Genomic DNA, 25,302 nt, shown 5'->3' on the forward strand with positions numbered 1-25,302 from the left:
TCAATTAACGACAAATGTAATGCCGGGGACTATTGTACGGGTTTGCGAGCGTGATGCCATGAACAAAGGGTACATGGAGATTACGCGCAACGTGCCATAGCAAAGGCCTTCGGTGTAGCATAACTACCAACATCTTCTGTGCTGCTTAATTTGAGCATGCATTTTCTTTTGTGACAAAGGCTTATGAGGTCTTTTATGAGTGAAGTCAAACATTCGCGCCTGATCATCCTCGGTTCGGGCCCTGCTGGTTACAGCGCCGCTGTTTACGCTGCCCGTGCCAACCTCAAACCCACCATCATCACCGGTATTCAACCCGGCGGCCAATTGACCACCACCACCGAAGTCGACAACTGGCCAGGCGATGTTGAGGGCCTGACCGGGCCGGCTTTGATGGAGCGCATGCAAAAGCACGCCGAGCGCTTTGAAACCGAGATCATCTACGACCACATCAACACCGCAGAGTTGCAGCAGCGCCCATTCGTCCTCAAGGGCGACAGCGGCACCTACACTTGCGACGCACTGATCATCGCCACAGGCGCCAGCGCGCAGTACCTGGGCCTGCCGTCTGAAGAAGCGTTCTCGGGCAAAGGCGTCTCGGCTTGCGCAACCTGCGATGGTTTCTTCTACCGCAATCAAGTTGTAGCGGTAATCGGCGGCGGCAACACGGCCGTTGAAGAAGCGCTTTACCTGTCCAATATCGCCAAGGAAGTGCATCTCGTCCACCGCCGCGACAAACTGCGTTCCGAGAAGATCCTTCAGGACAAGCTGTTCGAAAAGGCCGCTAACGGCAACATGCGCATTCACTGGAACACCACACTTGAAGAAGTGCTGGGCGATGCCACTGGTGTAACCGGCGCACGCCTGAAGAGCACCGAAACCGGTGAAACCCAGGATCTGCCGCTGGCCGGCGTGTTCATTGCAATCGGCCACAAGCCGAACACCGACCTGTTCCAGGGCCAACTGGAAATGCGTGATGGCTACCTGCTGATCCAGGGCGGCAACGAAGGCAACGCCACCGCCACCAGCATCGAAGGCGTATTTGCCGCTGGCGACGTGGCCGACCACGTATACCGTCAGGCGATTACCTCGGCTGGCGCTGGCTGCATGGCCGCACTTGATGTCGAGAAGTTCCTCGACGACAACTGATCGAGCAACCCCGCAGGCGCACGGCAAACGTGCGCCCTGCCCTCTTCTGGAAAACTAGATGCTGACCTGGCTACAACGTGACTCATTAAGTTTTCCACCGCTTAACAAAGCCCTGCGTGAACCCGACGGCCTGCTGGCCGCCGGCGGCGACCTTAGCCCCGAACGCCTGATTGCTGCGTATCGACACGGCTGCTTTCCCTGGTATCAGGATGGCCAGCCTCTGTTGTGGTGGTCACCTGATCCGCGCATGGTACTAATCCCCGAAGAACTGCATGTTTCGCGCAGCCTGGCCAAGGTTATTCGCCAGGGCGTGTATCGCGTTACTTTTGATCAGGACTTCGCCAGCGTCATCCACGCTTGCTCGCAACCGCGCGCCTATGCCGATGGCACGTGGATCACCGACGCCATGCAACAGGCTTATATCGAACTGCATCGACGCGGCTATGCCCACAGCGTTGAGGTTTGGCGTGACGATGAACTGGTTGGCGGTTTATATGGTCTGGCAATGGGCCAGCTGTTTTTTGGCGAATCGATGTTCAGCCGCGCCGACAACGCCTCCAAAGTTGGCTTCGTGACACTGGTGCAACACCTTCAGCAATGGGGTTTCGTCATGATTGATTGCCAGATGCACACGCAGCATTTGCAGAGCCTTGGCGCCCGCCCGATCAGCCGTGAACAATTTTCGCGTACGCTGCATACTCATCTTGAGCAGGCTGCAGACGCTCACTGGTCCGCCTAGTCGACTCGTTCAGCCTGACATACACTTGTTACCAAGGCTTAACCCGAGACACTGCCATGACCGAGCTGGCCAGATTGAAGTTTTACGCCACTCAGCCTCACGCCTGCAGTTACCTGCCAGATGAGCAGGCGACCACATTGTTCCTCGACCCGAGCCAGCCAATGGACGTCGAGGTGTACGCAGAGCTTTCTGAGATGGGCTTTCGCCGCAGCGGCGATCACCTGTATCGCCCGCACTGCCAAAATTGTGTGGCGTGCGTTCCGGCGCGTATTCCTGCTGAAACCTTTACGCCCAATCGCCAGCAACGCAAGATCCTCAAGCGCAACGAAGACATCGTGGTCACACCCGCGCGGCCGGTTTTCAACGAGGAGTACTACGCGCTGTACAGCCGCTATATCGAACAGCGTCACGCCGACGGCGATATGTACCCGCCGAGTCGCGACCAATTTTCGACTTTTCTGGTGCGCTCACTTTCCTTCTCGCGCTTTTACGAATTCCGTAAAGACGGCCGTCTGGTGGCGATTGCCGTGACCGATGTACTGCCAAACGGGCTCTCTGCGGTTTACACGTTTTACGACCCAAGCGAGGAACGCCGCAGCCTTGGGCGCTTTGCGATCCTGTGGCAGATCAATCAGACTCAGCAGTTAGGGCTGCATGCGCTGTACCTGGGTTATTGGATCAAGAACTGCAAAAAAATGAATTACAAGACTCAATACCGGCCCATTGAGCTGTTTATTAATCAACGCTGGATCACTCTTAACTGAGGAGACTGGCGAATCTGCCTATTTTCGGGCACAATGCACGCCGCTTTTGCCTGGAGCCAGTCGCACCGGGCCATTCATTGGATACCGAGGGCTTTACTGCATGTCGAAAGAAGACAGCTTCGAAATGGAAGGCACTGTCGTCGACACCCTGCCCAACACCATGTTTCGTGTGGAGTTGGAAAATGGGCACGTCGTAACCGCGCACATCTCCGGAAAGATGCGCAAGAACTACATCCGCATTCTTACTGGCGATAAAGTACGCGTTGAACTAACGCCTTATGACTTGAGCAAAGGCCGCATTACATACCGCGCGCGCTAAGCCAGTCACCAGTAAAAACGCCCGGCTTGCCGGGCGTTTTTGTGTGCGTGAGGAAAATGAACGGGCCGCCAGTGGCCGCCATGACGGTTTACCCTACGGGTTAACCATCCTCCAATATTCGTATAACCGCCGATCGCACACCGATTACATGCCGATTACATTCGGAGGATGGATTGCCGAGCCTCCCTCGGCAATCCGTCATGGACGCGCCAGCGTCCGCATTTGATCCCCGACCTACGCCTCAACACAAAAATTCGATCAAAACCAGGCACCCGTCGGCCGCCATGACGGTTTACCCTTCGGGTTAACCATCCTCCGTTTTCGTATAACCGCCGCTCGCATGCCGATTACATACCGGTCGCATACGGAGGATGGATAGCCGAGCCTTCCTCGGCAATCCGTCATGGACGTGCCAGCGTCCGCATTTGATCCCCAACCCACGCCTCGACACACAATTGCGATCAAAACCGGGCAGCCGGTGGCCGCCATGACGGTTTACCCTGCGGGTTAACCATCCTCCGTTTTCGTATAACGTCCGATCGCATTGGACGCCTGCAATTCGTACTCGCGATGTTCCCGGCGCAATAAAAAACGCCCGCTGCATGCAGCGGGCGTTAGATTCAAACTAATGATGAGCCTGTAACCGGCGCCCAACATCGGGCGCCAGTTACACCACCTGATTATCAGGCCATTTCGGCTGCGGTTTCGAACTCGAAGGTCAGTTCGCCATCGACCAGGTCGACATGCACCACGCCGCCATGCTCGGACAACTCGCCAAACAGAATTTCTTCTGCCAGCGGACGCTTGATCTTGTCCTGGATCAAGCGCGTCATCGGCCGGGCACCCATCGTCACGTCATAGCCTTTCTCCGCCAGCCAGCCACGCGCCGCATCCGAAACATCGAGCTGTACGCGCTTGTCCTCAAGTTGAGCCTGCAGTTCGGTAAGGAACTTGTCGATGATGCTCTTGATGACTTCAGTGCTGAGGCGGCCAAACTGGATAATGGTATCCAGACGGTTACGGAACTCCGGCGTGAAGCTCTTCTTGATGACTTCCATGGCATCGGTCGAGTGATCCTGATGGGTAAAACCAATCGATGCCCGCGCTGCTGTTTCCGCGCCGGCATTGGTGGTCATGATCAGGATGACATTGCGGAAATCCGCCTTGCGACCGTTGTTGTCGGTGAGCGTGCCATGGTCCATCACCTGCAACAGCAGGTTGAAGACTTCCGGGTGGGCCTTTTCGATCTCATCAAGCAGCAACACGCAGTGCGGCGTCTTGGTGATGGCTTCGGTGAGCAGTCCGCCCTGATCGAAACCCACATAGCCAGGCGGCGCACCAATCAACCGTGAAACCGTATGGCGCTCCATGTATTCCGACATATCGAAGCGAATCAGCTCGACACCCAGCGACTTCGACAACTGCCGCGCCGCCTCGGTCTTGCCGACACCAGTTGGCCCGGCGAAGAGGAACGAACCCACAGGCTTGTCCGGCGCCTTGAGGCCTGCACGTGACAGTTTGATCGCGGTAGACAGCGATTCAATGGCTGCATCCTGACCAAATACGGTCAGCTTGAGGTCGCGCTCAAGGTTGCGCAGAAGCTCTTTGTCGGAGCTGCTGACATGCTTAGGCGGAATACGCGCAATTTTCGCTACGATGTCTTCAACCTGCGCCACGTCGATGCGCTTTACGCGTTTGTCGGCGGGTTGCAGACGCTGGAAGGCGCCCGCCTCGTCAATCACGTCGATGGCTTTGTCAGGCATGTGACGGTCGTTGATATAACGCGCTGCAAGATCAGCCGCTGCGCGCAACGCCTCATCGCTGTACTCGATACTGTGATGCTGCTCAAAACGCCCCTTGAGGCCTCTGAGAATGCTGATGGTGTCTTCAACCGAGGGTTCGACAACATCGACCTTCTGGAAGCGACGGGCAAGCGCCCTGTCCTTCTCGAAGATGCCACGAAACTCCTGGAAGGTGGTCGAGCCAATGCAGCGAATCTCGCCAGACGAAAGCATCGGCTTGAGCAGATTGGACGCATCCATCACCCCGCCCGACGCGGCTCCGGCACCAATGATGGTGTGGATTTCGTCGATGAACAGGATCGCATGCGGGCGCTTGCGCAGCTCGTTGAGCAAGGCCTTCAGGCGCTTCTCGAAGTCGCCACGGTATTTGGTTCCCGCCAGCAACGCGCCCAGATCCAGCGAGTAGACCACGCTGTCTGCGAGCAAGTCCGGGACCATGCCGTCGACAATACGCTTGGCCAGACCCTCGGCGATTGCGGTCTTGCCCACACCCGCCTCACCGACCAGCAGCGGATTGTTTTTACGCCGCCGCGCCAGAATCTGCGCGACACGCTCGACTTCGGACTCACGACCGACCAGCGGATCAATACGGCCCTGACGCGCCGCCTCGTTGAGGTTGCTGGCGTAGGAGTCGAGCGGATTACCCGACATAGGCGAATCGCCTGCGTCTTCGTCCTGCATCTCCTGTTCGCTTTCGCTTTGCTCGCCATGGCCCGGCACCTTGGAGATGCCGTGGGCGATGAAATTGACCACATCGATGCGGGCAACGCTCTGCTGCTTGAGCAGGAACACGGCCTGGCTCTCTTGCTCGCTGAAAATGGCGACCAACACATTGGCGCCCGTGACTTCGCGCTTGCCAGAGCTTTGTACGTGGAATACCGCGCGCTGCAAGACTCGCTGAAACCCGAGTGTAGGCTGGGTTTCGCGTTCTTCATCATGGGCCGGAATAAGCGGAGTCGTGGAGTCGATAAACTCCAGCAGATCGTGACGCAGCTTGTCCAGGCTGGCACCACAGGCGCGCAGCACGCTGGCCGCCGCCTCGTTATCTAACAGGGCTAATAATAGATGCTCAACCGTCATGAATTCATGACGCTTGTTGCGGGCCTCTTTAAAGGCCAGGTTGAGGGTTACTTCGAGCTCTCGATTTAACATAGCTGCACCTCGTGCCCAAGTGGTCGGCTTTAGCCGTCCTTCTCGATCTCACAGAGTAGTGGGTGTTGGCTTTCGCGCGCATATTGGTTGACCTGCATCGCCTTAGTTTCAGCGATGTCGCGGGTATAAACCCCGCAAACTGCTCGTCCCTCTGTATGGACGGTCAGCATTATCTTGGTCGCCACCTCCCGATTCAGATTGAAGAAAACCTCGAGTATCTCAACCACAAAGTCCATCGGTGTGTAATCGTCATTAAACAAAATCACCTTATACATTGGGGGCGCCTGCAACGCGGGCTTGGCTTCCTGCAATGCCACACCAGAGGAGTCGTCCTCATGCGTTGCGGGTCGATCCTGATTGAATGTTAGTCGAATCTGGCTACTTGCATGCATGTTGAAAATTGAACTCATGGCTATTTGTATCTGGATGCGGGTTTCATCTTGATCGAAGTCACAGCCAATAACGCTGGCGCCTTGACTATCGGCAAAACGGTGTTACAAACAATGAATACCCGGTTTGGGTAATAAGAGGTTCCGTGTTCTCGCCTTCCAGCTTGATGAATTCGCGGAGTCAAAGTGGATGATACTCCAGAGGTGGAGTCCTTTGCAGAGGGATATCAGCATGCTAAGCGGTAAGGTCAAGTGGTTCAACAACGCTAAAGGTTACGGCTTTATTGTGGCTGATGGTGGCGATGAGGACCTGTTCGCCCACTTCTCGGCGATCCAGATGGAAGGCTACAAAACCCTGAAGGCTGGTCAGCCGGTAAGCTTCGATATTATTCAAGGTCCCAAAGGCCTCCACGCCGTTAACATCAACTCAATCACGGCCAGCGTCGATACCGCCGCTGCCACTGCGCAAACCCCGAGTGTTACGGTCGAAGCCTGACTCACGCGTGAACCCATAAAAAAGCCGGTCGCGAGACCGGCTTTGTTTTGCACGGAGTTCTCGCCTATCCAGAAGACAGACGAGAAGCCCGAAAGTTACATATGCGCGATCATTTGATCGCCAAACTCAGAGCACGACATCAGTTTTGCACCGTCCATCAGGCGCTCGAAGTCGTACGTTACGGTCTTCGCATCAATAGCGCCTTCCGTGCCCTTAATCAGCAAATCCGCCGCTTCCAGCCAGCCCATGTGGCGCAGCATCATCTCAGCCGAGAGAATCAGTGAGCCTGGGTTGACCTTGTCCTGCCCCGCGTACTTCGGCGCAGTGCCGTGCGTCGCCTCGAACATGGCAATGGTGTCAGACAGGTTGGCGCCTGGCGCGATACCAATACCGCCGACTTCCGCCGCCAGTGCGTCAGACAGGTAGTCGCCATTGAGATTGAGGGTGGCAATCACGTCATATTCAGCCGGGCGCAGCAAAATCTGCTGGAGCATGGCATCAGCAATTGCATCCTTGACCACAATGTTCTTGCCGGATTTCGGGTTCTTGAACTGCATCCACGGGCCGCCATCGAGCAGCTCGGCGCCGAACTCGTCACGCGCCACCTCGTAGCCCCACTCTTTGAAGGCACCTTCAGTGAACTTCATGATGTTGCCTTTGTGCACGATAGTCACCGAGCTGCGGTCGTTGTCGACTGCGTACTGCAAGGCCTTACGTACCAGGCGTTTGGTGCCTTCCTGCGAAACCGGCTTGACGCCAATGCCGCAGTTTTCGGTGAAGCGGATCTTCTTCACGCCCATTTCTTCGGTGAGGAACTTGATGACCTTGATGGCTTCTGGCGAGCCGGCCTTCCACTCAACGCCGGCATAAATGTCTTCAGAGTTTTCGCGGAAGATCACCATGTCGACGTCACCCGGCTTCTTCACCGGGCTTGGTACACCAGTGAACCAGCGTACCGGGCGCTGGCACACATAAAGGTCCAGCTCCTGGCGCAGGGCCACGTTGAGCGAGCGGATGCCGCCGCCAACCGGCGTGGTCAGCGGACCTTTGATCGATACAACGTAGTCGCGAACAGCTTCGAGGGTTTCTTTTGGCAGCCAGGTATCCTGATCGTAGACCTGAGTGGCTTTTTCACCCGCATACACTTCCATCCAGGAAATCTTGCGCTTGCCGCCATAGGCTTTCTCTACAGCTGCATCGACAACCTTGATCATCACCGGGCTGATATCGACGCCGATACCATCCCCTTCGATGTAAGGAATAATCGGGTTATCCGGAACATTGAGCGACATGTCGGCATTCACGGTGATTTTGTCACCGGTTGCTGGCACCTGGATCTTTTGGTATCCCATGCTGAACTCCTGTTTTTGAATGAACCGTGGTGTTGCATTCAGCGTAGCGCAATCAATCGGGCAGGCACTACGCTGCAAATGATTACGAGGCCAACCATACAGGTTTTAAACCCTCGTTATGAACGGTAATACATGCAGAGCAAAATAATGGCTGGTCGCCTATCGCCCACCTTCTAGACATTGGTCTACAGCTTGAAGTTCTTAGTTTGCTATCGACAGTGTTATAATCGTGCGCCGTGACCTTGCAGTCATAGAGAGAGCCCTTGTCCGTTACAGGACGTCCGCCTCTCGGATGCGCCGGTGTTAGCACCCTAACCCGGCGAATAACACTCTACTGGTACAACCAACCTTGCGTGGTAAACGCTCGAATTCCGACTCAAGCCCAAGCATTGAGTGGACGCATCTACACGGTGCACCTCGAGACCCTGTCCGCGCCTAGAAAAGAAGAGAGTTTCCTTGATGTCTAACCGCTCGAAGATCATCTACACCTTCACTGACGAAGCGCCCGCCCTAGCGACCTACTCGCTTCTCCCCATCGTAAAAGCCTTCGCTGCATCAGCAGACATTGACGTCGAAACCCGAGACATCTCTCTTGCCGGCCGTATCCTTGCAGGCTTCGCTGACCAACTCGGCGCAGACCAGCAGATCGAAGACGACCTTGCCAAGCTCGCCGTACTGGCGACTTCCCCTGAAGCCAACATCATCAAGCTGCCGAACATCAGTGCTTCGGTTCCTCAGCTGCGTGGCGCAATCGCCGAGCTGCAGGCTCAGGGCTACAACATCCCAGATTTCCCGGAAGACCCACAGACCGAACAGGAAAAAGAAGCTCGCGCCCGTTACAACAAGGTACTGGGCAGCGCGGTAAACCCTGTTCTGCGTGAAGGTAACTCCGACCGCCGCGCCCCGGCTGCTGTTAAAGCCTACGCGCGCAAGCACCCACACTCGATGGGCAAGTGGAGCATGGCTTCGCAGTCGCACGCCGACTACATGCGCGACGGCGACTTCTTCTCCAGCGAGCAGTCCTTCACCATGGACCAGGCTGGTGACGTGCGTATCGAGTTCGTCGGCCAAGACGGCAAGGTCGTGCTGAAAAAAGTGGTTTCGCTGCAAGCAGGCGAAGTGTTCGACGGCATGCGCATGAGCTGCCAGAAACTGCGCGATTTCTTCGAGCAGACCCTGCAAGACTGTAAAGAAACCGGCGTTATGTGGTCCCTGCACGTCAAGGCGACCATGATGAAGATCTCGCACCCGATCGTTTTCGGTCACGCCGTTAGCGTGTACTACAAGAAAGCCTTCGAGAAGCACGCAAAACTGTTCGACGAGCTGGGCGTTAACCCGAACAACGGCCTGAACAGCGTTTACGAGAAGATCAAGGTTCTGCCAGCTTCGCTGCAGGAAGAAATTCTTCACGACCTGCACGAGTGCTACAGCGACCGCCCGGAAATGGCGATGGTTGACTCGGTTAAAGGCATTACCAACCTGCACATCCCGAGCGACGTTATCGTTGACGCCTCGATGCCTGCAATGATCCGCAGCTCCGGTCAGATGTGGGGCAAGGACGGCAAGCTCAAAGACACCAAAGCGGTCATGCCTGAAAGCACCTATGCGCGTATTTATCAGGAAATGATCAACTTCTGCAAAACCAACGGCGCATTCGACCCGACCACCATGGGCTCGGTACCGAACGTAGGCCTGATGGCGCAGAAAGCTGAAGAATACGGCTCGCACGACAAGACTTTCGAACTCGAAACAGACGGCACCATGCGTGTTGTTCTGGCTGATGGCACCGTCAAGATCGAGCACGCTGTTGAAGCGGGCGATATCTGGCGCGCCTGCCAGACCAAAGATGCGCCGATCCGTGACTGGGTCAAGCTGGCCGTTACCCGCGCTCGCGCATCCAACACCCCGGCGGTGTTCTGGCTCGACCCAGAGCGCGCTCACGACCGTCAGCTGATGCTGAAAGTCGAAACCTACCTGAAAGACCACGATACCGACGGCCTTGAGCTGCACATCATGGACTACAACCAGGCCATCCGTTTCAGCATGGAGCGCATGATCCGTGGTCTGGATACCATCTCGGTAACCGGTAACGTACTGCGCGACTACCTGACTGACCTGTTCCCGATCATGGAACTCGGCACGTCGGCGAAAATGCTTTCCATCGTTCCGCTGATGGCGGGCGGCGGCATGTACGAAACTGGCGCGGGCGGCTCGGCTCCGAAGCACGTACAGCAGCTGGTTGAAGAGAACCACCTGCGCTGGGATTCGCTGGGCGAGTTCCTGGCTCTGGCCGTGTCGCTGGAAGAAACCGGCATTAAAACCCAGAACGACAAAGCCAAGATCCTTGGCACCACGCTGGACATCGCCACCGGCAAACTGCTGGATAACGGCAAGTCGCCTTCGCGCCGCACTGGCGAGCTGGACAACCGTGGCAGCCACTTCTATCTGGCCATGTACTGGGCACAAGCCCTGGCAGCGCAGACTGAAAACGCTGAACTGGCCGCGCATTTCGCACCACTGGCCAAGGCCCTCACTGAGCAGGAAGCAACCATCGTTGCCGAACTCAACGAGGTTCAGGGCAAGCCGGTCGACATCGCCGGTTACTACCGCTCCAACAAGGAGCTGACCAGCCAGGTCATGCGCCCGAGCGCCACACTGAACGCGGCGATCGATCCTCTGATCGGCTAATCACCGCTGTAACGTGTACCCGCAATATCACAACCCCCGGCCCCGCGCCGGGGGTTGTGTTTCAGGGCCAGCAACCTCTTCCAATCATTCGCAATCTGGGAATTAACTATGTCCTGGCAACCTCATATCACTGTCGCCACCGTTGTCGAAAACCAAGGCCGCTTTCTGCTGGTCGAGGAACACGCCGAAGGCCGGCAGGTATTCAATCAGCCCGCCGGCCATCTTGAAGCCAATGAAACACTGGCGCAGGCGGCCTTGCGTGAAACCCTCGAAGAAACCGGCTGGGATGTCGAGCTGACTGCGGTCCTGGGCATTTACCTGTACACCGCGCCGAGCAACGGCGTGACCTATCAGCGCATCTGCTTTGCCGCCAAACCGTTGGCCCAGCGCCCGAACCATCCGCTGGATGACGGCATCATCGGCCCGCAGTGGCTGACCCGCGACGAGCTGGCCGCCCAGCCTGAGCGTTGGCGCAGCGAGTTGGTACTGCGTTGTATCGACGATTACATCAGCGGTGAACGTTTTGCCCTGAGCCTGCTGCGCGACTGATACTGCCCGTCGCCGACAACTCGTCATCCTGCTAGAATCGACTCCTTTTAGCGTCAGTGCTCCGCTCCCATGTCAGATACCTCCATGCAAACGACTCATCAGTACGACCCAGCTTCCACGCGCGTTATTGTCGGCATGTCCGGCGGCGTAGACTCGTCGGTCTCGGCCTTGCTCCTGCTCGAACAGGGCTATCAGGTCGAAGGTCTGTTCATGAAGAACTGGGACGAAGACGACGGCACCGAATACTGCACCGCCATGGATGATCTGGCAGATGCGCAGGCCGTTTGCGACAAGATTAGCATCAAGCTGCACACCGCCAACTTTGCTGCCGAGTATTGGGACAATGTGTTCGAGCACTTCCTTGCCGAGTACAAGGCTGGCCGCACGCCGAACCCCGACATCCTCTGCAACCGGGAAATCAAGTTCAAGGCGTTCCTCGATTACGCCCTGATGCTGGGCGCCGACTTGATTGCGACCGGCCATTACGTGCGCCGTCGCGACATTGATGGCCGCACCGAGCTGCTCAAGGGGCTGGACCCGAACAAGGACCAAAGCTACTTCCTGCATGCCGTTGGCGGCGAACAGATTGCCAAGACCCTGTTCCCGGTTGGCGAGCTCGAAAAGCCACAAGTGCGCGAGATCGCCGAGAAATACCAGCTGGCGACAGCCAAGAAGAAAGACTCGACCGGCATTTGCTTCATTGGCGAGCGCCGTTTCAGCGACTTCCTCAAGCAATATTTGCCAGCCCAGCCGGGTGACATTGAAACCACCGAGGGTGAGGTCATTGGCCGTCACCACGGCCTGATGTATCACACCATGGGCCAGCGCCAGGGCTTGGGCATTGGCGGCCTTAAAGACGCCAGTGATGAGCCGTGGTACGTGCTGCAGAAAGATCTCGAACGCAACGTGCTGGTTGTCGGACAGGGCAATGATCATCCATGGCTGTTCTCCAGCGCATTGCTGGCCTCGGACATCTACTGGGTTAACCCAATCGACTTGTCCTCCCCGCGTCAGCTCACCGCCAAAGTGCGTTACCGCCAGGGCGATCAGCAGTGCACGCTGGAAAAAACCGCAGACGGTTATCGGGCGTCTTTCGCCATGCCACAACGCGCGGTCACGCCGGGCCAGTCCGTGGTGTTTTACGACGGCGAAATCTGCCTGGGCGGCGGCGTAATTGAGCACGCTCAACCGTGGAGCAGCAAGGATAAGCGCCCATGAATCAGACTCAGGAGCAGCTGGTCGCACTCGGTGCGGTATTCGAGGCCACGACTCAGGTTGACCGAATTGCCCGCACTGGCCAGTCCAGCGAACCCGTACTGGAATGCCTGCTTGGCAGCCTCTTGGTGCGCGATCCGGAAAATACCCTCGCCGTTTATGGTGGCGACGATCTCAACCTGCGCGACGGCTACAAGGCCTTGATCAGCTCGCTTGAACGCGACCCGACCAGCTTGCAGCGTGAACCGCTGCGTTATGCGTTGGCCCTGCTCAACCTTGAGCGCCAATTCGCCAAGCGCGACGACCTGATGCAGATCATGGGCAGCCGGCTGGATCAGATCCAGGCTCAGGTCGAACACTTCGGACCGACTCACGAGAACGTGGTGTCCAGTTGCGGCAGCCTCTATCAAGACACCATCAGCACCTTCCGTCAGCGTATTCAGGTACAGGGCGACATGCGCCACCTGCAGCAGCCGAGCAACGCCTCGAAGATTCGCGCATTGCTGCTTACCGGCATCCGCTCGGCGCGGCTTTGGCGTCAGCTTGGCGGCCACCGCTGGCAACTGGTTATCAGCCGCAAGAAGCTCCTCAATGAGCTGTACCCCATGCTTCGTGGTTAACAACTGCGCCGCGCAGCAAACCACTCAATAGACCCAAAAAGCGCTTTTACGTCAGGTGAACTGCGCTTTTCGTGTTCATTTGCATTGTATTAGCGCAACGCGCTGCTTTTTCAAAGATACCCAAATTCGCATTCTGAAGGCCGGCCGGAGCCGTTACCGCTGAACGGCGGTGACTTAAGCAAGGCTTAGTCGCGAATTTCATGTATGATATGCGCCCTTTTCAATGCCCGACTGTCCGAGAACGCCTCCTATGCAGCTTTCTTCGCTCACCGCGGTTTCACCCGTTGATGGCCGTTACGCCGGCAAAACTAGCGCTTTGCGCCCAATTTTCAGCGAATACGGCCTCATCCGTTTTCGCGTCATGGTCGAGGTTCGCTGGCTCCAGCGCCTGGCCGCTCATGCAGGCGTGCCTGAAGTGCCGCCGTTTTCCGCTGAGGCGCAAGCCATTCTGAATGAACTGGCGGATAACTTCGATGTGGCTCATGCCGAGCGCGTCAAGGAAATCGAGCGCACCACCAATCACGACGTGAAAGCCGTCGAGTACCTGCTCAAGGAACAGGCTGCAAAGCTGCCTGAACTTGAAAAAGTGAATGAATTCATTCACTTCGCTTGTACTTCTGAAGACATTAATAACCTTTCGCATGCGCTGATGCTGCGTGAAGGTCGCGACACCGTGCTGCTGCCACTGATGCGCCAGATCGCCGGTTCTATTCGCGAACTGGCGGTGCGTTTCGCCGATGTGCCAATGCTCTCGCGAACTCACGGCCAACCTGCTTCACCGACCACGCTGGGTAAAGAACTGGCGAACGTGGTTTATCGCCTTGAACGCCAAATCACCCAGATCGCCGCCGTGCCGCTGCTGGGCAAGATCAATGGCGCCGTGGGCAACTACAACGCCCACCTGTCGGCCTATGCCGACATCGACTGGGAAGCGAACGCCCGCGAATTCATCGAAGGCGACCTCGGCCTGCAGTGGAACCCTTACACAACACAGATCGAGCCGCACGATTACATCGCAGAGCTGTTCGACGCTGTGGCCCGCTTCAACACCATCCTGATCGACTTCGATCGCGATATCTGGGGCTACATCTCGCTGGGTTACTTCAAGCAGAAGACCATTGCCGGCGAAATCGGCTCTTCGACCATGCCGCACAAGGTCAACCCGATCGACTTCGAAAACTCCGAAGGCAACCTCGGTATCGCCAACGCTTTGCTTCAGCACCTGGCCAGCAAGTTGCCAGTTTCGCGCTGGCAGCGTGACCTGACCGACTCCACCGTACTGCGTAACCTCGGTGTTGGTTTTGCTCACAGCGTTATCGCATACGAAGCAAGCCTCAAGGGAATCAGTAAGTTGGAGCTGAATGCTCAACGTATTGCTGAAGATTTGGACGCTTGCTGGGAAGTCCTCGCTGAGCCGATCCAAACCGTTATGCGCCGTTATGCCATTGAAAACCCGTACGAGAAGCTCAAGGAGCTGACGCGCGGCAAGGGCATCACCCCGCAAGCCTTGCTCGACTTTATCGACGGCCTGGACATGCCAGCCGAAGCCAAAGCCGAACTGAAACTGCTGACCCCTGCCTCGTACATCGGCAACGCGGTCGCACAGGCCAAGCGTATCTAAGCACCAACGGCCCGCCCGACGCCCGGCTGAGCCGGGCGTTTTTATTTTAGGGCGTCATTAAATTTCAAGGGCTTACAGATGAATCCTGATACTCCTCTGCAACTGCTGGGCGGTCTAACTGCGCGCGAATTCATGCGCGATTACTGGCAAAAGAAACCGCTGCTGATCCGTCAGGCGCTGCCCGGTTTTGAAACGCCAATTTCACCTGACGAGCTCGCAGGCCTGGCACTTGAGGAAGAAGTTGAATCTCGCCTGGTCATTGAACATGGCGTAACGCCATGGGAGCTGCGCCGCGGGCCATTTGAAGAAGACGCCTTCAGCACATTGCCTGAACGCGACTGGACCCTGCTGGTTCAGGCAGTCGACCAGTTCGTGCCGGAAGTCGCCGAGCTGATGGAGAACTTCAAGTTCCTGCCCAAGTGGCGCATTGACGATGTCATGGTCAGCTTTGCAACCGCTGGCGGCGGGGTTGGCCCGCACTTCGACAACTACGACGTATTTTTACTGCAGGGTTACGGCAAGCGCCGCTGGCAAGTCGGCCAGATGTGCAACTCCGAAAGCGCCCTGCTGGACCACGCGGATCTGAAGATCCTTGCTGAATTTGCACCAACTGAAGAATGGGTTCTGGAGCCAGGCGACATGCTGTACCTGCCGCCACTCCTGGCCCACTGTGGCACCGCTGAGGATGATTGTATGACGTATTCCGTAGGCTTCCGCGCGCCGAGCGCCGCCGAAGTTCTCACCCATTTCACTGACTTCCTGAGCCAGTTCCTGCCTGACGAAGAGCGCTACAGTGATGCCGGCGCTCAGCCGAGCAGCGATCCGACCCAGATCCAGCGCGACTCGCTGGACCGTCTCAAGGCGCTGCTTAACGAGCACATGAGTGATGAGCGCCTGCTGATGACCTGGTTCGGCCAGTTCATGACCGAGCCGCGCTACCCTGAGCGCATCGGCAGCCTCGAGATCAGTGAAGAAGAATTTCTCGACACTATCGAGCAAGGCGCCGTACTGGTTCGCAACCCGAGCGCCCGCATGGCGTGGTCCGAAGTAGGCGAAGACCTGGTGCTGTTTGCCAGCGGCCAGAGCCGCCTGCTGCCTGCCAATCTGCGTGAACTATTGAAGCTGGTTTGCTCGGCTGATGCGCTGCACATCGACAATCTTGGCGCCTGGCTGGCCGATGATGACGGTCGCTGCCTGGTCTTGGAATTGCTCAAACAAGGCAGCCTGGAGTTTGCAGATGAATGAGATAACCATTCGTCCTGCAGACTGGAGCAAGGACAACAGTGAAATTCGCCGCATCCGCGAAAGCGTATTCATCGCTGAGCAGTCGGTGCCGCCCGAGCTGGAATGGGACGCGGAAGATGCAGTAGCCGATCACTTTCTGGCTTATGAAGGCGACTACCCGATTGGCACCGCCCGCCTGCTGCCAGACGGCCATATTGGTCGCGTATCGGTGCTGAAGGACTGGCGCGGCCTGAAGGTCGGCGACCAGTTAATTCGCACTGTTATCGAAACAGCGGAAAAACGCGGCCTGCGTCAGCAAATGCTCAGCGCCCAGGTGCACGCGACTTCGTTCTATGAAAAGCTAGGCTTTACTGTAGTTAGCGGCGAGTTTCTCGACGCCGGCATTCCCCACGTGGACATGGTGCGCGTCAGCGAATAACACCTGTCCAGCCACTGCGCCGCCCCTTGGCAGCGACAGTGGCACAGGTTATTCGAGGCCCGCATGAACGATAAAGACGCCCCACAAGACGATACTCAGCAAGCGCCCCCGGCCCTTGCGGACATCGAGTTCGAGTCTTTGGGGCGTTTTCCTGTGCTCAACCCGCAAACTGCGGAACCCACCTTGCATCAGCCAGAGCCCGCGCCCTTCAAACTGGGTGAAGATGCTCCGCTGCAACGCTTTAGCCATCCGGACCAAGCGCGCGCCCACACCCTGGCAATGCTTCAGCAAGCCCGCCACAGCATCAACCTGTACAGCCCTGATCTTGAGCCGTGGCTTTACAACCACAACGCCGTCGAACAAGCCCTGCGGGCATTTTTGCTGGCCAGTCCACGCAACCGCCTGCGCATCCTGCTGAGGGACTCAAGCCGCGCCATCAAGGAAGGTCATCGCCTGATCTCGCTGGCCCGTCGCCTGCCGAGCAATTGCCAGATCCGCAAGCTCAATCCGCACTACCCAATCGATGACCACTGCGCATTGCTTATCGATGAATGCGGCGTGTTATTGCGCACCGGCGCCGACCCGTACAACGGCTACGCCCTGTATAACGAACCAGCCAGGCTGCGACAGCGCCTGGAGCTGTTCACTCAATCTTGGGAAAGCAGTATCAGCGATCCTGATTTACGGAGTTTTTTGCTGTGAAAGTACCTGCCATGTTGTTTGCCGCATTGCTGACTACAAGCGCTGTATGCAATGCCGATACTGAAGTACTGACACTCAACTACCGCACCGCTGACGACGTGATCCAAGTGGTGCAGTCGGTGCTTGGCAATCAGGGCAAAGTCAGCCCTTACGGCAATCAGCTGATCATCAACGCTTCGCCGGACAAGATTGATGAAGTGCGCAACATGCTCGCGCAAATCGACACCCAGCCACGGCGCCTGCTCATAAGCGTAGCCAGCAGCGATTCGCGCTATCAGAGCCAAAACGGTTATCAGGCCAATGGCACCATCAGCGGCGATGGCGTTGAGGCGCAGATCGGCCGCGGCGAGATCAATGGCCGCGATCAGGTGCGCATTATCAATCGCAGCACCCAGAGTCGCGGCGGCGGCACCCAGCAGGTTCAGGCCACCGAAGGCTACCCGGCGCTGATTCAGGTCGGCCAGAGCGTGCCGCTCACCACCTACGGACGCGACCAATACGGCAACCCCTACAACAATACCCAGTACCGTGATGTCACTCAGGGTTTCTATGTCACCGCGACGCTGGTGGGCGATCGGGTCAATCTCGCCATCAGCAGTAATCAGGACCGCGTAAACAGTAATGACCGTCGCGTTATCGACGTGCAATCCACCAGCACGCGGCTCAGTGGCCGGGTTGGCGAATGGATTCAGCTCGGCGGAACCAATCAGCAGAACATGGCCAACCAGCAGGGCTACGCCCAGCGTTACAGCACGCAAGGGCGGGATGACGCGAGCCTGCAGGTTAAAGTCGATGTACTCGATTAAGGCGTGAGCAAAGATGACTTATCAGTCGCCTAAAAAATTATGTAGTAGTTTAAAAAAAGCACTACAAAACGTTTGACGAAGCATTTTAGTAGAGGCATTATGGCCTCGCTCCCGCTAATTAGGGGCTCTGGAAAGAGCCTCCGGGTCGCTTAGCGCTTACCGCGTTAACGGCCTGTGTTGTAAAAGCCCACAAGGCAGATCAACGAGATTGCGACTGGAACGAAGTTGTCCTGAGGGACGGGGAAGCGTTTTACGCACTAACCAGCAAGCTGCACATAGAAACTGCATTGCCCAAGACATCCACGAGTCAGACGGCAACCAAAGAACAGGCTTACCGGCCAGCTCGACGCAGCGACTTGAAGTAGCAACACTGGCAGCCTCTCCCCCTCCTGCGCGCCTTCGTAGCAAGTCTCTTTCTCTTTATCTGTTGTGAGCCCCCGCAACCAACGCCTGAATTGTTTCAGCTGTTGAGTGGGAAAGCCGGTGCTCAACCAAACACATACTTTGAAGGATTGACCATGTCAGCTTATCAAAACGACATCAAAGCCGTCGCGGCACTTAAAGAAGCCGCCGGTAGCAGCTGGAGCGCAATTGACCCGGAGTCCGTGGCCCGTATGCGCGCCCAGAACCGTTTCAAGACCGGTCTGGAAATCGCTCAGTACACCGCTGACATCATGCGCAAAGACATGGCTGAGTATGATGCTGATAGCTCTGTCTACACCCAGTCGCTGGGCTGCTGGCATGGTTTCATCGGTCAGCAGAAGCTGATTTCGATCAAGAAGCACCTGAAAACCACTAACAAGCGCTACCTCTACCTGTCGGGTTGGATGGTTGCTGCTCTGCGTTCCGACTTCGGCCCACTGCCTGATCAGTCGATGCACGAGAAAACTTCGGTCTCCGGCCTGATCGAAGAGCTGTACACCTTCCTGCGCCAGGCTGATGCCCGCGAACTGGACCTGCTGTTCACCGCGCTGGACACCGCTCGCAATGCTGGTGACAAGGCCAAGGCTGCTGAAATCCAGAACCAGATCGACAACTACGAAACTCACGTAGTGCCAATCATCGCCGACATCGACGCTGGTTTCGGTAACCCGGAAGCCACTTACCTGCTGGCCAAGCGCATGATCGAAGCAGGCGCTTGCTGCATCCAGATCGAAAACCAGGTATCTGACGAGAAGCAGTGCGGTCACCAGGACGGTAAAGTAACTGTTCCACACGCCGACTTTATCGCCAAGATCAACGCTGTTCGTTACGCGTTCCTCGAGCTGGGCATCGACAACGGTGTAATCGTTGCACGTACCGACTCGCTGGGTGCTGGCCTGACCAAGCAAATCGCAGTCACCAAAGAGCCGGGCGACCTGGGCGACCAGTACAACTCGTTCCTGGATTGCGAAGAAGTTGCAGCTTCAGACCTGGGCAACGGCGACGTAGTTATCAACCGTGGCGGCAAGCTGCTGCGTCCTAAGCGTCTCGCCAGCAACCTGTTCCAGTTCCGCTCTGGCACCGGTGAAGCGCGTTGCGTACTGGACAGCATCACGTCCCTGCAGAACGGCGCTGACATGCTCTGGATCGAAACCGAGAAGCCACACGTTGGTCAGATCGCAGGCATGGTTAACGAAATCCGTAAGACCATCCCGAACGCCAAGCTGGTTTACAACAACAGCCCGTCGTTCAACTGGACCCTGAACTTCCGTCAGCAAGTGTTCGATGCATTCGCTGCTGAAGGCAAGGACGTTTCTGCCTACGACCGCACCAAGCTGATGAGCGTCGACTACGACAACACCGAGTTGGCTCAGGTTGCAGACGAGAAGATCCGTACCTTCCAGCGCGACGCTTCGGCTCAGGCTGGTATCTTCCACCACCTGATCACCCTGCCGACTTACCACACTGCTGCGCTGTCGACCGATAACCTGGCAAAAGGTTACTTCGCAGATCAAGGCATGCTGGCTTACGTCAAAGGCGTTCAGCGTGAAGAGATCCGTCAGGGCATCGCTTGTGTTAAGCACCAGAACATGTCGGGTTCCGACATCGGTGACGCACACAAAGAGTACTTCGCTGGCGAAGCAGCTCTGAAAGCAGGCGGTAAAGACAACACCATGAACCAGTTCAGCTAAGAACTGACTCTGGCCGCCCTCACCGGCGGCCAGCGTGGTGAGCACAAAGCCCGGCATCGCTGGGCTTTGTCATATTTAGAGTTTTCAATACCAAAGTCTGGCACTCATTGCCTATCACCAATGGCCAATCAAATCAGTACGTTCTACCCTATTCTGATGAACAGAATTGCGCCATTTTTGAATACAATTCTGCGATTTGCACTAACCTGCCTAGTATTGAACCGGCCGATGTGACAACATTCGCAATCAATAATTATGTAACCAAAAAAATCCAAACGAGGTTCGAGCGGCATGTCCGATCCAGTACTCAGCGTCTCCCACAACTGGGCTTTCGCAGTATTCATCCTCGGTGTTTTTGGCCTTATTGCATTTATGTTGGGCCTCTCCAGCCTGCTCGGCAGCCGAGCCTGGGGGCGCAGCAAAAACGAACCATTCGAATCCGGCATGCTCCCCACGGGCAGTGCCCGCCTGCGCCTCTCGGCGAAATTCTATCTGGTCGCGATGCTCTTCGTGATCTTCGACGTTGAAGCCCTCTTTCTCTTTGCTTGGTCAGTCTCGGTGCGCGAAAGCGGCTGGGCCGGGCTAATCGAAGCTACAGTCTTTATAGCAATTCTGTTGGCAGGTCTTGTCTACCTATGGCGTATCGGTGCGCTGGATTGGGCACCGGAAGGTCGTCGTACTCGGCAAGCGAAGCTAAAACAATGAGGCTTTGGCGATGCAATATAAACTTACGCGGATCGATCCGGATGCTCCGAATGAGCAGTACCCGATCGGTGAACGGGAGACCGTAACCGATCCACTGCTAGAAGATCAGGTCCACAAGAACGTCTACATGGGCAAGCTCGAAGACGTGCTCAGTGGCGCAGTCAACTGGGGGCGCAAGAACTCCCTCTGGCCATATAACTTTGGCCTGTCCTGCTGCTATGTAGAAATGACCACCGCATTCACCGCTCCGCACGACGTAGCCCGCTTTGGTGCGGAAGTTATTCGTGCGTCTCCTCGCCAGGCCGACTTCATGGTCGTTGCCGGCACCTGCTTTATCAAGATGGCTCCTGTCATCCAGCGTCTCTATGAGCAGATGCTCGAGCCCAAGTGGGTTATCTCCATGGGTTCATGCGCCAACTCCGGTGGCATGTACGACATTTATTCAGTGGTCCAGGGGGTCGACAAGTTCCTCCCTGTGGACGTTTACATCCCGGGTTGCCCACCTCGCCCCGAAGCATTTCTGCAAGGCTTGATGCTGTTGCAGGAATCGATCGGCAAAGAGCGCAGGCCGTTGTCTTGGGTCGTGGGCGAGCAAGGTGTTTACCGCGCAGAAATGCCGGTACAGAAGGAACAGCGTCGCGCCGAGCGCATCGCCGTTACCAACCTGCGCAGCCCAGACGAAGTGTAAGCACGGCTAGTTCCTAGCCTGCCAACTGATGCCGTACACCCATAGCGACCGAGATCATGACTGCAGACAGCATTCTGTCCATTGCGCCTTACCAGCCAGATGTACAACCGGTAATAGGCGAGCTTAACCAGCGCTTCGGCGCTGACGCATTTACCGTACAAACAACGCGTACCGGCATGCCCGTTTTGTGGGTGGCCCGCGAGCAATTGGTTAATGTTCTGACCTTCCTGCGCAATCTTCCGCGCCCTTACGTCATGCTGTATGACTTGCACGGCGTCGATGAGCGCCTGCGCACCCAGCGTCGCGGCCTGCCGGATGCTGACTTCACCGTGTTCTACCACCTGATGTCGATTGAGCGTAACAGCGACATCATGATCAAGGTGGCGCTGCGTGAAGGCGACCTTAACGTGCCGAGCATTATCAGTATCTGGCCCAACGCCAACTGGTATGAGCGCGAAGTCTGGGACCTTTACGGCATCACCTTCACCGGCCACCCGCACCTCACGCGCATCATGATGCCGCCCACGTGGGAAGGCCATCCGCTGCGCAAGGACTATCCGGCGCGCGCGACTGAGTTCGATCCGTTCAGCCTCAATCGTGCCAAGCAGGAACTCGAAGAAGAAGCCGCGCGCTTCCGTCCCGAGGACTGGGGCATGAAACGTGGCGGCGAACACGAGGACTACATGTTCCTCAACCTCGGCCCCAACCACCCGTCTGCGCACGGTGCGTTCCGCATTATCTTGCAACTCGACGGCGAAGAGATCGTCGACTGTGTACCGGATATCGGTTATCACCACCGCGGCGCCGAGAAGATGGCCGAGCGCCAGAGCTGGCACAGTTTCATTCCGTACACCGACCGTATCGACTACCTCGGCGGCGTGATGAACAACCTGCCGTACGTGCTCTCGGTCGAGAAACTGGCCGGGATCAAAGTGCCGGATCGCGTCGACTTCATTCGCGTGATGATGGCCGAGTTCTTCCGGATCAACAGCCACCTGCTGTTCCTCGGTACGTATATTCAAGACGTCGGCGCCATGACGCCGGTGTTCTTCACCTTTACCGACCGCCAGCGCGCCTACAAGGTGATTGAAGCCATCACCGGATTCCGCATGCATCCGGCGTGGTACCGCATCGGCGGCGTCGCGCACGACCTGCCGCGCGGTTGGGACAAGCTGGTGAAAGAGTTCGTCGAATGGCTGCCCAAACGCCTCGATGAATACGAGAAAGCCGCCCTGCAAAACAGCATCCTGCGCGGCCGCACCATTGGCGTCGCCCAGTACAACACCAAAGAGGCGCTGGAATGGGGCGTTACCGGTTCCGGCCTGCGCTCAACTGGTCTCGACTTCGACCTGCGCAAGGCGCGCCCTTATTCGGGCTACGAGAATTTCGAATTCGAAGTCCCGTTGGCGCATAACGGCGACGCCTATGACCGCTGCATGGTGCGTGTCGAAGAAATGCGCCAGAGCATCCGCATCATCGATCAGTGCCTGCGCAACATGCCGGAAGGCCCGTACAAAGCGGATCATCCGCTGACCACGCCGCCACCGAAAGAGCGCACTCTGCGCGACATCGAAACCCTGATCACCCACTTCCTGCAGGTTTCATGGGGCCCGGTAATGCCGGCCAATGAAGCCTTCCAGATGATCGAGGCGACCAAGGGCATCAATAGTTATTACCTGACCAGCGACGGTAGCACCATGAGCTACCGCACGCGGATTCGCACGCCGAGCTTCGCGCATCTGCAGCAAATCCCGTCGGTGATCAACGGCAGCATGGTGGCTGACCTGATCGCCTATCTGGGCAGTATTGACTTCGTTATGGCCGACGTGGACCGCTGATCATGAGTACATTAATTCAGACAGACCGTTTCACCCTGAGTGAAACCGAGCGCTCGGCCATTGAGCACGAGATGCATCACTATGAAGATCCGCGCGCCGCGTCGATCGAAGCCCTGAAGATCGTCCAGCAGCAACGTGGCTGGGTGCCGGACGGCGCCAGCGAAGCGATTGGCGAGGTGCTGGGGATTTCGGCTGCCGATGTTGAAGGCGTTGCAACCTTCTATAGTCAGATTTTCCGCCAACCCGTTGGCCGCCACATTATTCGCGTATGCGACAGCATGACCTGCTTTATCGGCGGCCATGAGAACGTGCTGGAGCGGATCAAGGATCAGCTCGGCATTGTGCCGGGGCAAACCACCGCCGATGGCCGCTTTACCCTGCTACCTGTGTGCTGCCTGGGCAATTGCGACAAGGCGCCGGCGATGATGGTTGATGATGACACCTTCGGTAATGTCGATCCCACCACTGTCGAGCAACTGTTGGAGGCCTACTCATGAGCAAATTACTCGCCTCATTCGGCCCCGCCAACAGCATCGCCCGCAGCGAAAAAACCCATCCGCTGACATGGCGCCTGCGTGACGACGGCCAACCGGTCTGGCTTGAGGAATATCAAGCCAAGAACGGGTACAGCGCTGCCCGCAAAGCACTTAACGACATGGCCCAGGCCGACATTGTCCAGACCGTCAAAAACGCCGGTCTCAAAGGCCGTGGCGGTGCGGGCTTCCCGACCGGGGTGAAGTGGGGCCTGATGCCAGCGGACGAATCGCTGAACATCCGCTACCTGCTGTGCAACGCCGACGAGATGGAGCCCAACACCTGGAAAGACCGGATGTTGATGGAGCAACTGCCGCACTTGCTGGTTGAAGGCATGCTCATCAGCGCCCGTGCGCTGAAGGCGTATCGCGGCTATATATTCCTGCGCGGCGAATACGTGGATGCAGCCATCAACTTGCGCCGCGCCATCGAAGAAGCCAAGGCAGCCGGCCTGCTCGGCAAGAATATTTTCGGCAGCGGCTTTGATTTCGAACTTATCGTGCACACCGGCGCCGGCCGTTATATCTGCGGCGAAGAAACCGCACTGATCAACTCGCTCGAAGGCCGCCGTGCCAATCCCCGTGCCAAGCCGCCCTTCCCGGCTGCAGTCGGCGTGTGGGGCAAGCCGACGTGCGTCAACAACGTCGAAACCCTGTGCAACGTGCCGTCGATCATCGGCCAAGGCGTTGACTGGTACAAATCACTGGCCCGTCCCGGCTCGGAAGACATGGGCACCAAGCTCATGGGTTTCTCGGGCAAGGTGAAAAATCCGGGGATCTGGGAGCTGCCATTCGGCGTGCCGGCGCGTGAGCTGTTTGAAGATTACGCCGGCGGCATGCGCGACGGCTTCACCCTCAAAGCCTGGCAGCCAGGCGGCGCAGGCACTGGCTTCTTGTTGCCAGAACACCTCGACGCACCGATGTTCGCCGCCGGCATTGCCAAGGTCGGTACACGCATGGGCACTGGCCTGGCGCTGGCAATTGATGAGTCGGTGAACATGGTCTCGTTGCTGCGCAACATGGAAGAGTTTTTTGCCCGCGAGTCTTGCGGCTGGTGTACGCCCTGCCGCGATGGCCTGCCCTGGAGCGTAAAAATACTTCGCGCCCTTGAGCGCGGCCAAGGCAGCGCACAAGACATCGAAACCCTGCTCGGGCTGGTCAATCATCTGGGGCCAGGCAAAACCTTCTGTGCGCACGCGCCAGGTGCGGTTGAGCCGCTGGGTAGCGCGATCAAGTATTTCCGCCCTGAATTTGAAGCCGGTGTAGACACGCGGCAGTTAGGTGCAATGACGGGGCAATTCGCTCCCGCATAAAAATTAAATCTGGCGGCCACTTATCTGGCCCCGGAAAACCGTTTTCCCATTAGCCAAACCCGCTTCGGCGGGGAAGAAGAAACCTTAA

At 57.2% G+C, this 25,302-nt stretch carries 23 protein-coding genes; 20 read left to right on the top strand and 3 right to left on the bottom strand.

What is annotated here, in order from left to right:
• Nucleotides 1-195 precede the first annotated feature (195 nt).
• The 4 genes from trxB to infA all read left to right on the top strand — a co-directional run bounded on the left by trxB (nucleotide 196) and on the right by infA (nucleotide 2,968).
• Entirely contained in the window at nucleotides 196-1,146 is a 951-nt protein-coding gene (gene trxB / locus FEZ62_RS18730) for a thioredoxin-disulfide reductase (protein WP_172929400.1), read from the top strand.
• 58 nt (nucleotides 1,147-1,204) lie between these two features.
• A complete protein-coding gene (gene aat, locus FEZ62_RS18735; protein WP_172929401.1) occupies nucleotides 1,205-1,885 on the top strand; it encodes a leucyl/phenylalanyl-tRNA--protein transferase in 681 nt (226 codons plus the stop codon).
• Between the two features lie 56 nt (nucleotides 1,886-1,941).
• A complete protein-coding gene (locus FEZ62_RS18740) occupies nucleotides 1,942-2,649 on the top strand; it encodes an arginyltransferase (RefSeq protein ID WP_150549255.1) in 708 nt (235 codons plus the stop codon).
• A gap of 100 nt (nucleotides 2,650-2,749) precedes the next feature.
• Complete coding sequence (gene infA, locus FEZ62_RS18745) at nucleotides 2,750-2,968, top strand: translation initiation factor IF-1 (protein WP_002553999.1); 219 nt, start codon at nucleotides 2,750-2,752, stop codon at nucleotides 2,966-2,968.
• A 683-nt stretch (nucleotides 2,969-3,651) separates the two neighbouring features.
• On the opposite strand, the gene clpA is transcribed toward infA, so the two are convergent.
• Nucleotides 3,652-5,922: an ATP-dependent Clp protease ATP-binding subunit ClpA gene (gene clpA, locus FEZ62_RS18750; RefSeq protein WP_172929402.1), complete on the bottom strand. Its 2,271-nt coding sequence runs from the start codon at nucleotides 5,920-5,922 to the stop codon at nucleotides 3,652-3,654.
• 29 nt (nucleotides 5,923-5,951) lie between these two features.
• Nucleotides 5,952-6,314, bottom strand: coding sequence for an ATP-dependent Clp protease adapter ClpS (gene clpS / locus FEZ62_RS18755; RefSeq protein ID WP_069900273.1), 363 nt, complete (start codon nucleotides 6,312-6,314; stop codon nucleotides 5,952-5,954).
• 229 nt (nucleotides 6,315-6,543) lie between these two features.
• Here clpS and cspD point away from each other — a divergent pair, with 229 nt between their 5' ends.
• The gene (gene cspD, locus FEZ62_RS18760) at nucleotides 6,544-6,807 is read left to right on the top strand and encodes a cold shock domain-containing protein CspD (RefSeq protein ID WP_172929403.1); all 264 of its coding nucleotides are present in this window, start codon (nucleotides 6,544-6,546) and stop codon (nucleotides 6,805-6,807) included.
• Between the two features lie 95 nt (nucleotides 6,808-6,902).
• On the opposite strand, the gene icd is transcribed toward cspD, so the two are convergent.
• A complete protein-coding gene (icd, locus tag FEZ62_RS18765) occupies nucleotides 6,903-8,159 on the bottom strand; it encodes an NADP-dependent isocitrate dehydrogenase (RefSeq protein WP_090512005.1) in 1,257 nt (418 codons plus the stop codon).
• A gap of 459 nt (nucleotides 8,160-8,618) precedes the next feature.
• On the opposite strand from icd, the gene FEZ62_RS18770 reads away from it, so the two are divergent.
• From FEZ62_RS18770 to nuoF, 15 genes are all read left to right on the top strand, one after another.
• The gene (locus FEZ62_RS18770) at nucleotides 8,619-10,847 is read left to right on the top strand and encodes an NADP-dependent isocitrate dehydrogenase (protein WP_172929404.1); all 2,229 of its coding nucleotides are present in this window, start codon (nucleotides 8,619-8,621) and stop codon (nucleotides 10,845-10,847) included.
• 108 nt (nucleotides 10,848-10,955) lie between these two features.
• Nucleotides 10,956-11,396 carry an NUDIX hydrolase gene (locus tag FEZ62_RS18775; protein ID WP_069900269.1) on the top strand — a complete coding sequence of 147 codons (441 nt, stop codon included), beginning with the start codon at nucleotides 10,956-10,958 and terminating at the stop codon, nucleotides 11,394-11,396.
• Between the two features lie 84 nt (nucleotides 11,397-11,480).
• Nucleotides 11,481-12,614, top strand: coding sequence for a tRNA 2-thiouridine(34) synthase MnmA (gene mnmA / locus FEZ62_RS18780; protein WP_172929405.1), 1,134 nt, complete (start codon nucleotides 11,481-11,483; stop codon nucleotides 12,612-12,614).
• On the top strand, nucleotides 12,611-13,231 hold the full coding sequence (gene hflD, locus FEZ62_RS18785; RefSeq protein WP_069900267.1) for a high frequency lysogenization protein HflD: 621 nt from the start codon (nucleotides 12,611-12,613) through the stop codon (nucleotides 13,229-13,231). The genes mnmA and hflD overlap by 4 nt, the downstream gene beginning before the upstream one ends.
• 250 nt (nucleotides 13,232-13,481) lie before the next feature.
• Nucleotides 13,482-14,852: an adenylosuccinate lyase gene (purB, locus tag FEZ62_RS18790; RefSeq protein WP_172929406.1), complete on the top strand. Its 1,371-nt coding sequence runs from the start codon at nucleotides 13,482-13,484 to the stop codon at nucleotides 14,850-14,852.
• Nucleotides 14,853-14,930: 78 nt separating this feature from the next.
• Nucleotides 14,931-16,097, top strand: coding sequence for a cupin domain-containing protein (locus FEZ62_RS18795; protein WP_069900265.1), 1,167 nt, complete (start codon nucleotides 14,931-14,933; stop codon nucleotides 16,095-16,097).
• Nucleotides 16,090-16,515 carry a GNAT family N-acetyltransferase gene (locus tag FEZ62_RS18800; protein ID WP_069900264.1) on the top strand — a complete coding sequence of 142 codons (426 nt, stop codon included), beginning with the start codon at nucleotides 16,090-16,092 and terminating at the stop codon, nucleotides 16,513-16,515. Before FEZ62_RS18795 ends, FEZ62_RS18800 begins: the two co-directional genes overlap by 8 nt.
• A gap of 63 nt (nucleotides 16,516-16,578) precedes the next feature.
• Nucleotides 16,579-17,217, top strand: coding sequence for a histone acetyltransferase HPA2 (locus tag FEZ62_RS18805; protein ID WP_172929407.1), 639 nt, complete (start codon nucleotides 16,579-16,581; stop codon nucleotides 17,215-17,217).
• 11 nt (nucleotides 17,218-17,228) lie between these two features.
• On the top strand, nucleotides 17,229-18,023 hold the full coding sequence (locus FEZ62_RS18810; RefSeq protein WP_172929482.1) for a secretin N-terminal domain-containing protein: 795 nt from the start codon (nucleotides 17,229-17,231) through the stop codon (nucleotides 18,021-18,023).
• A gap of 518 nt (nucleotides 18,024-18,541) precedes the next feature.
• Nucleotides 18,542-20,137, top strand: a complete 1,596-nt coding sequence (locus FEZ62_RS18815; RefSeq protein WP_172929408.1) for an isocitrate lyase — start codon at nucleotides 18,542-18,544, stop codon at nucleotides 20,135-20,137.
• A gap of 291 nt (nucleotides 20,138-20,428) precedes the next feature.
• Entirely contained in the window at nucleotides 20,429-20,842 is a 414-nt protein-coding gene (locus tag FEZ62_RS18820) for an NADH-quinone oxidoreductase subunit A (RefSeq protein ID WP_069900261.1), read from the top strand.
• Between the two features lie 10 nt (nucleotides 20,843-20,852).
• Complete coding sequence (locus FEZ62_RS18825; RefSeq protein ID WP_069900260.1) at nucleotides 20,853-21,530, top strand: NADH-quinone oxidoreductase subunit B; 678 nt, start codon at nucleotides 20,853-20,855, stop codon at nucleotides 21,528-21,530.
• A 56-nt stretch (nucleotides 21,531-21,586) separates the two neighbouring features.
• Nucleotides 21,587-23,368, top strand: a complete 1,782-nt coding sequence (gene nuoC / locus FEZ62_RS18830; RefSeq protein WP_172929409.1) for an NADH-quinone oxidoreductase subunit C/D — start codon at nucleotides 21,587-21,589, stop codon at nucleotides 23,366-23,368.
• Entirely contained in the window at nucleotides 23,365-23,865 is a 501-nt protein-coding gene (gene nuoE, locus FEZ62_RS18835; RefSeq protein WP_170827757.1) for an NADH-quinone oxidoreductase subunit NuoE, read from the top strand. The genes nuoC and nuoE overlap by 4 nt, the downstream gene beginning before the upstream one ends.
• Nucleotides 23,862-25,214, top strand: coding sequence for an NADH-quinone oxidoreductase subunit NuoF (nuoF, locus tag FEZ62_RS18840; protein WP_172929410.1), 1,353 nt, complete (start codon nucleotides 23,862-23,864; stop codon nucleotides 25,212-25,214). The genes nuoE and nuoF overlap by 4 nt, the downstream gene beginning before the upstream one ends.
• The last annotated feature ends 88 nt before the right edge of the window (nucleotides 25,215-25,302 follow it).

This window comes from Pseudomonas sp. MS19, from assembly GCF_013277615.1.
In the GTDB taxonomy this organism is placed as follows: Bacteria; Pseudomonadota; Gammaproteobacteria; order Pseudomonadales; family Pseudomonadaceae; genus Aquipseudomonas; species Aquipseudomonas marincola.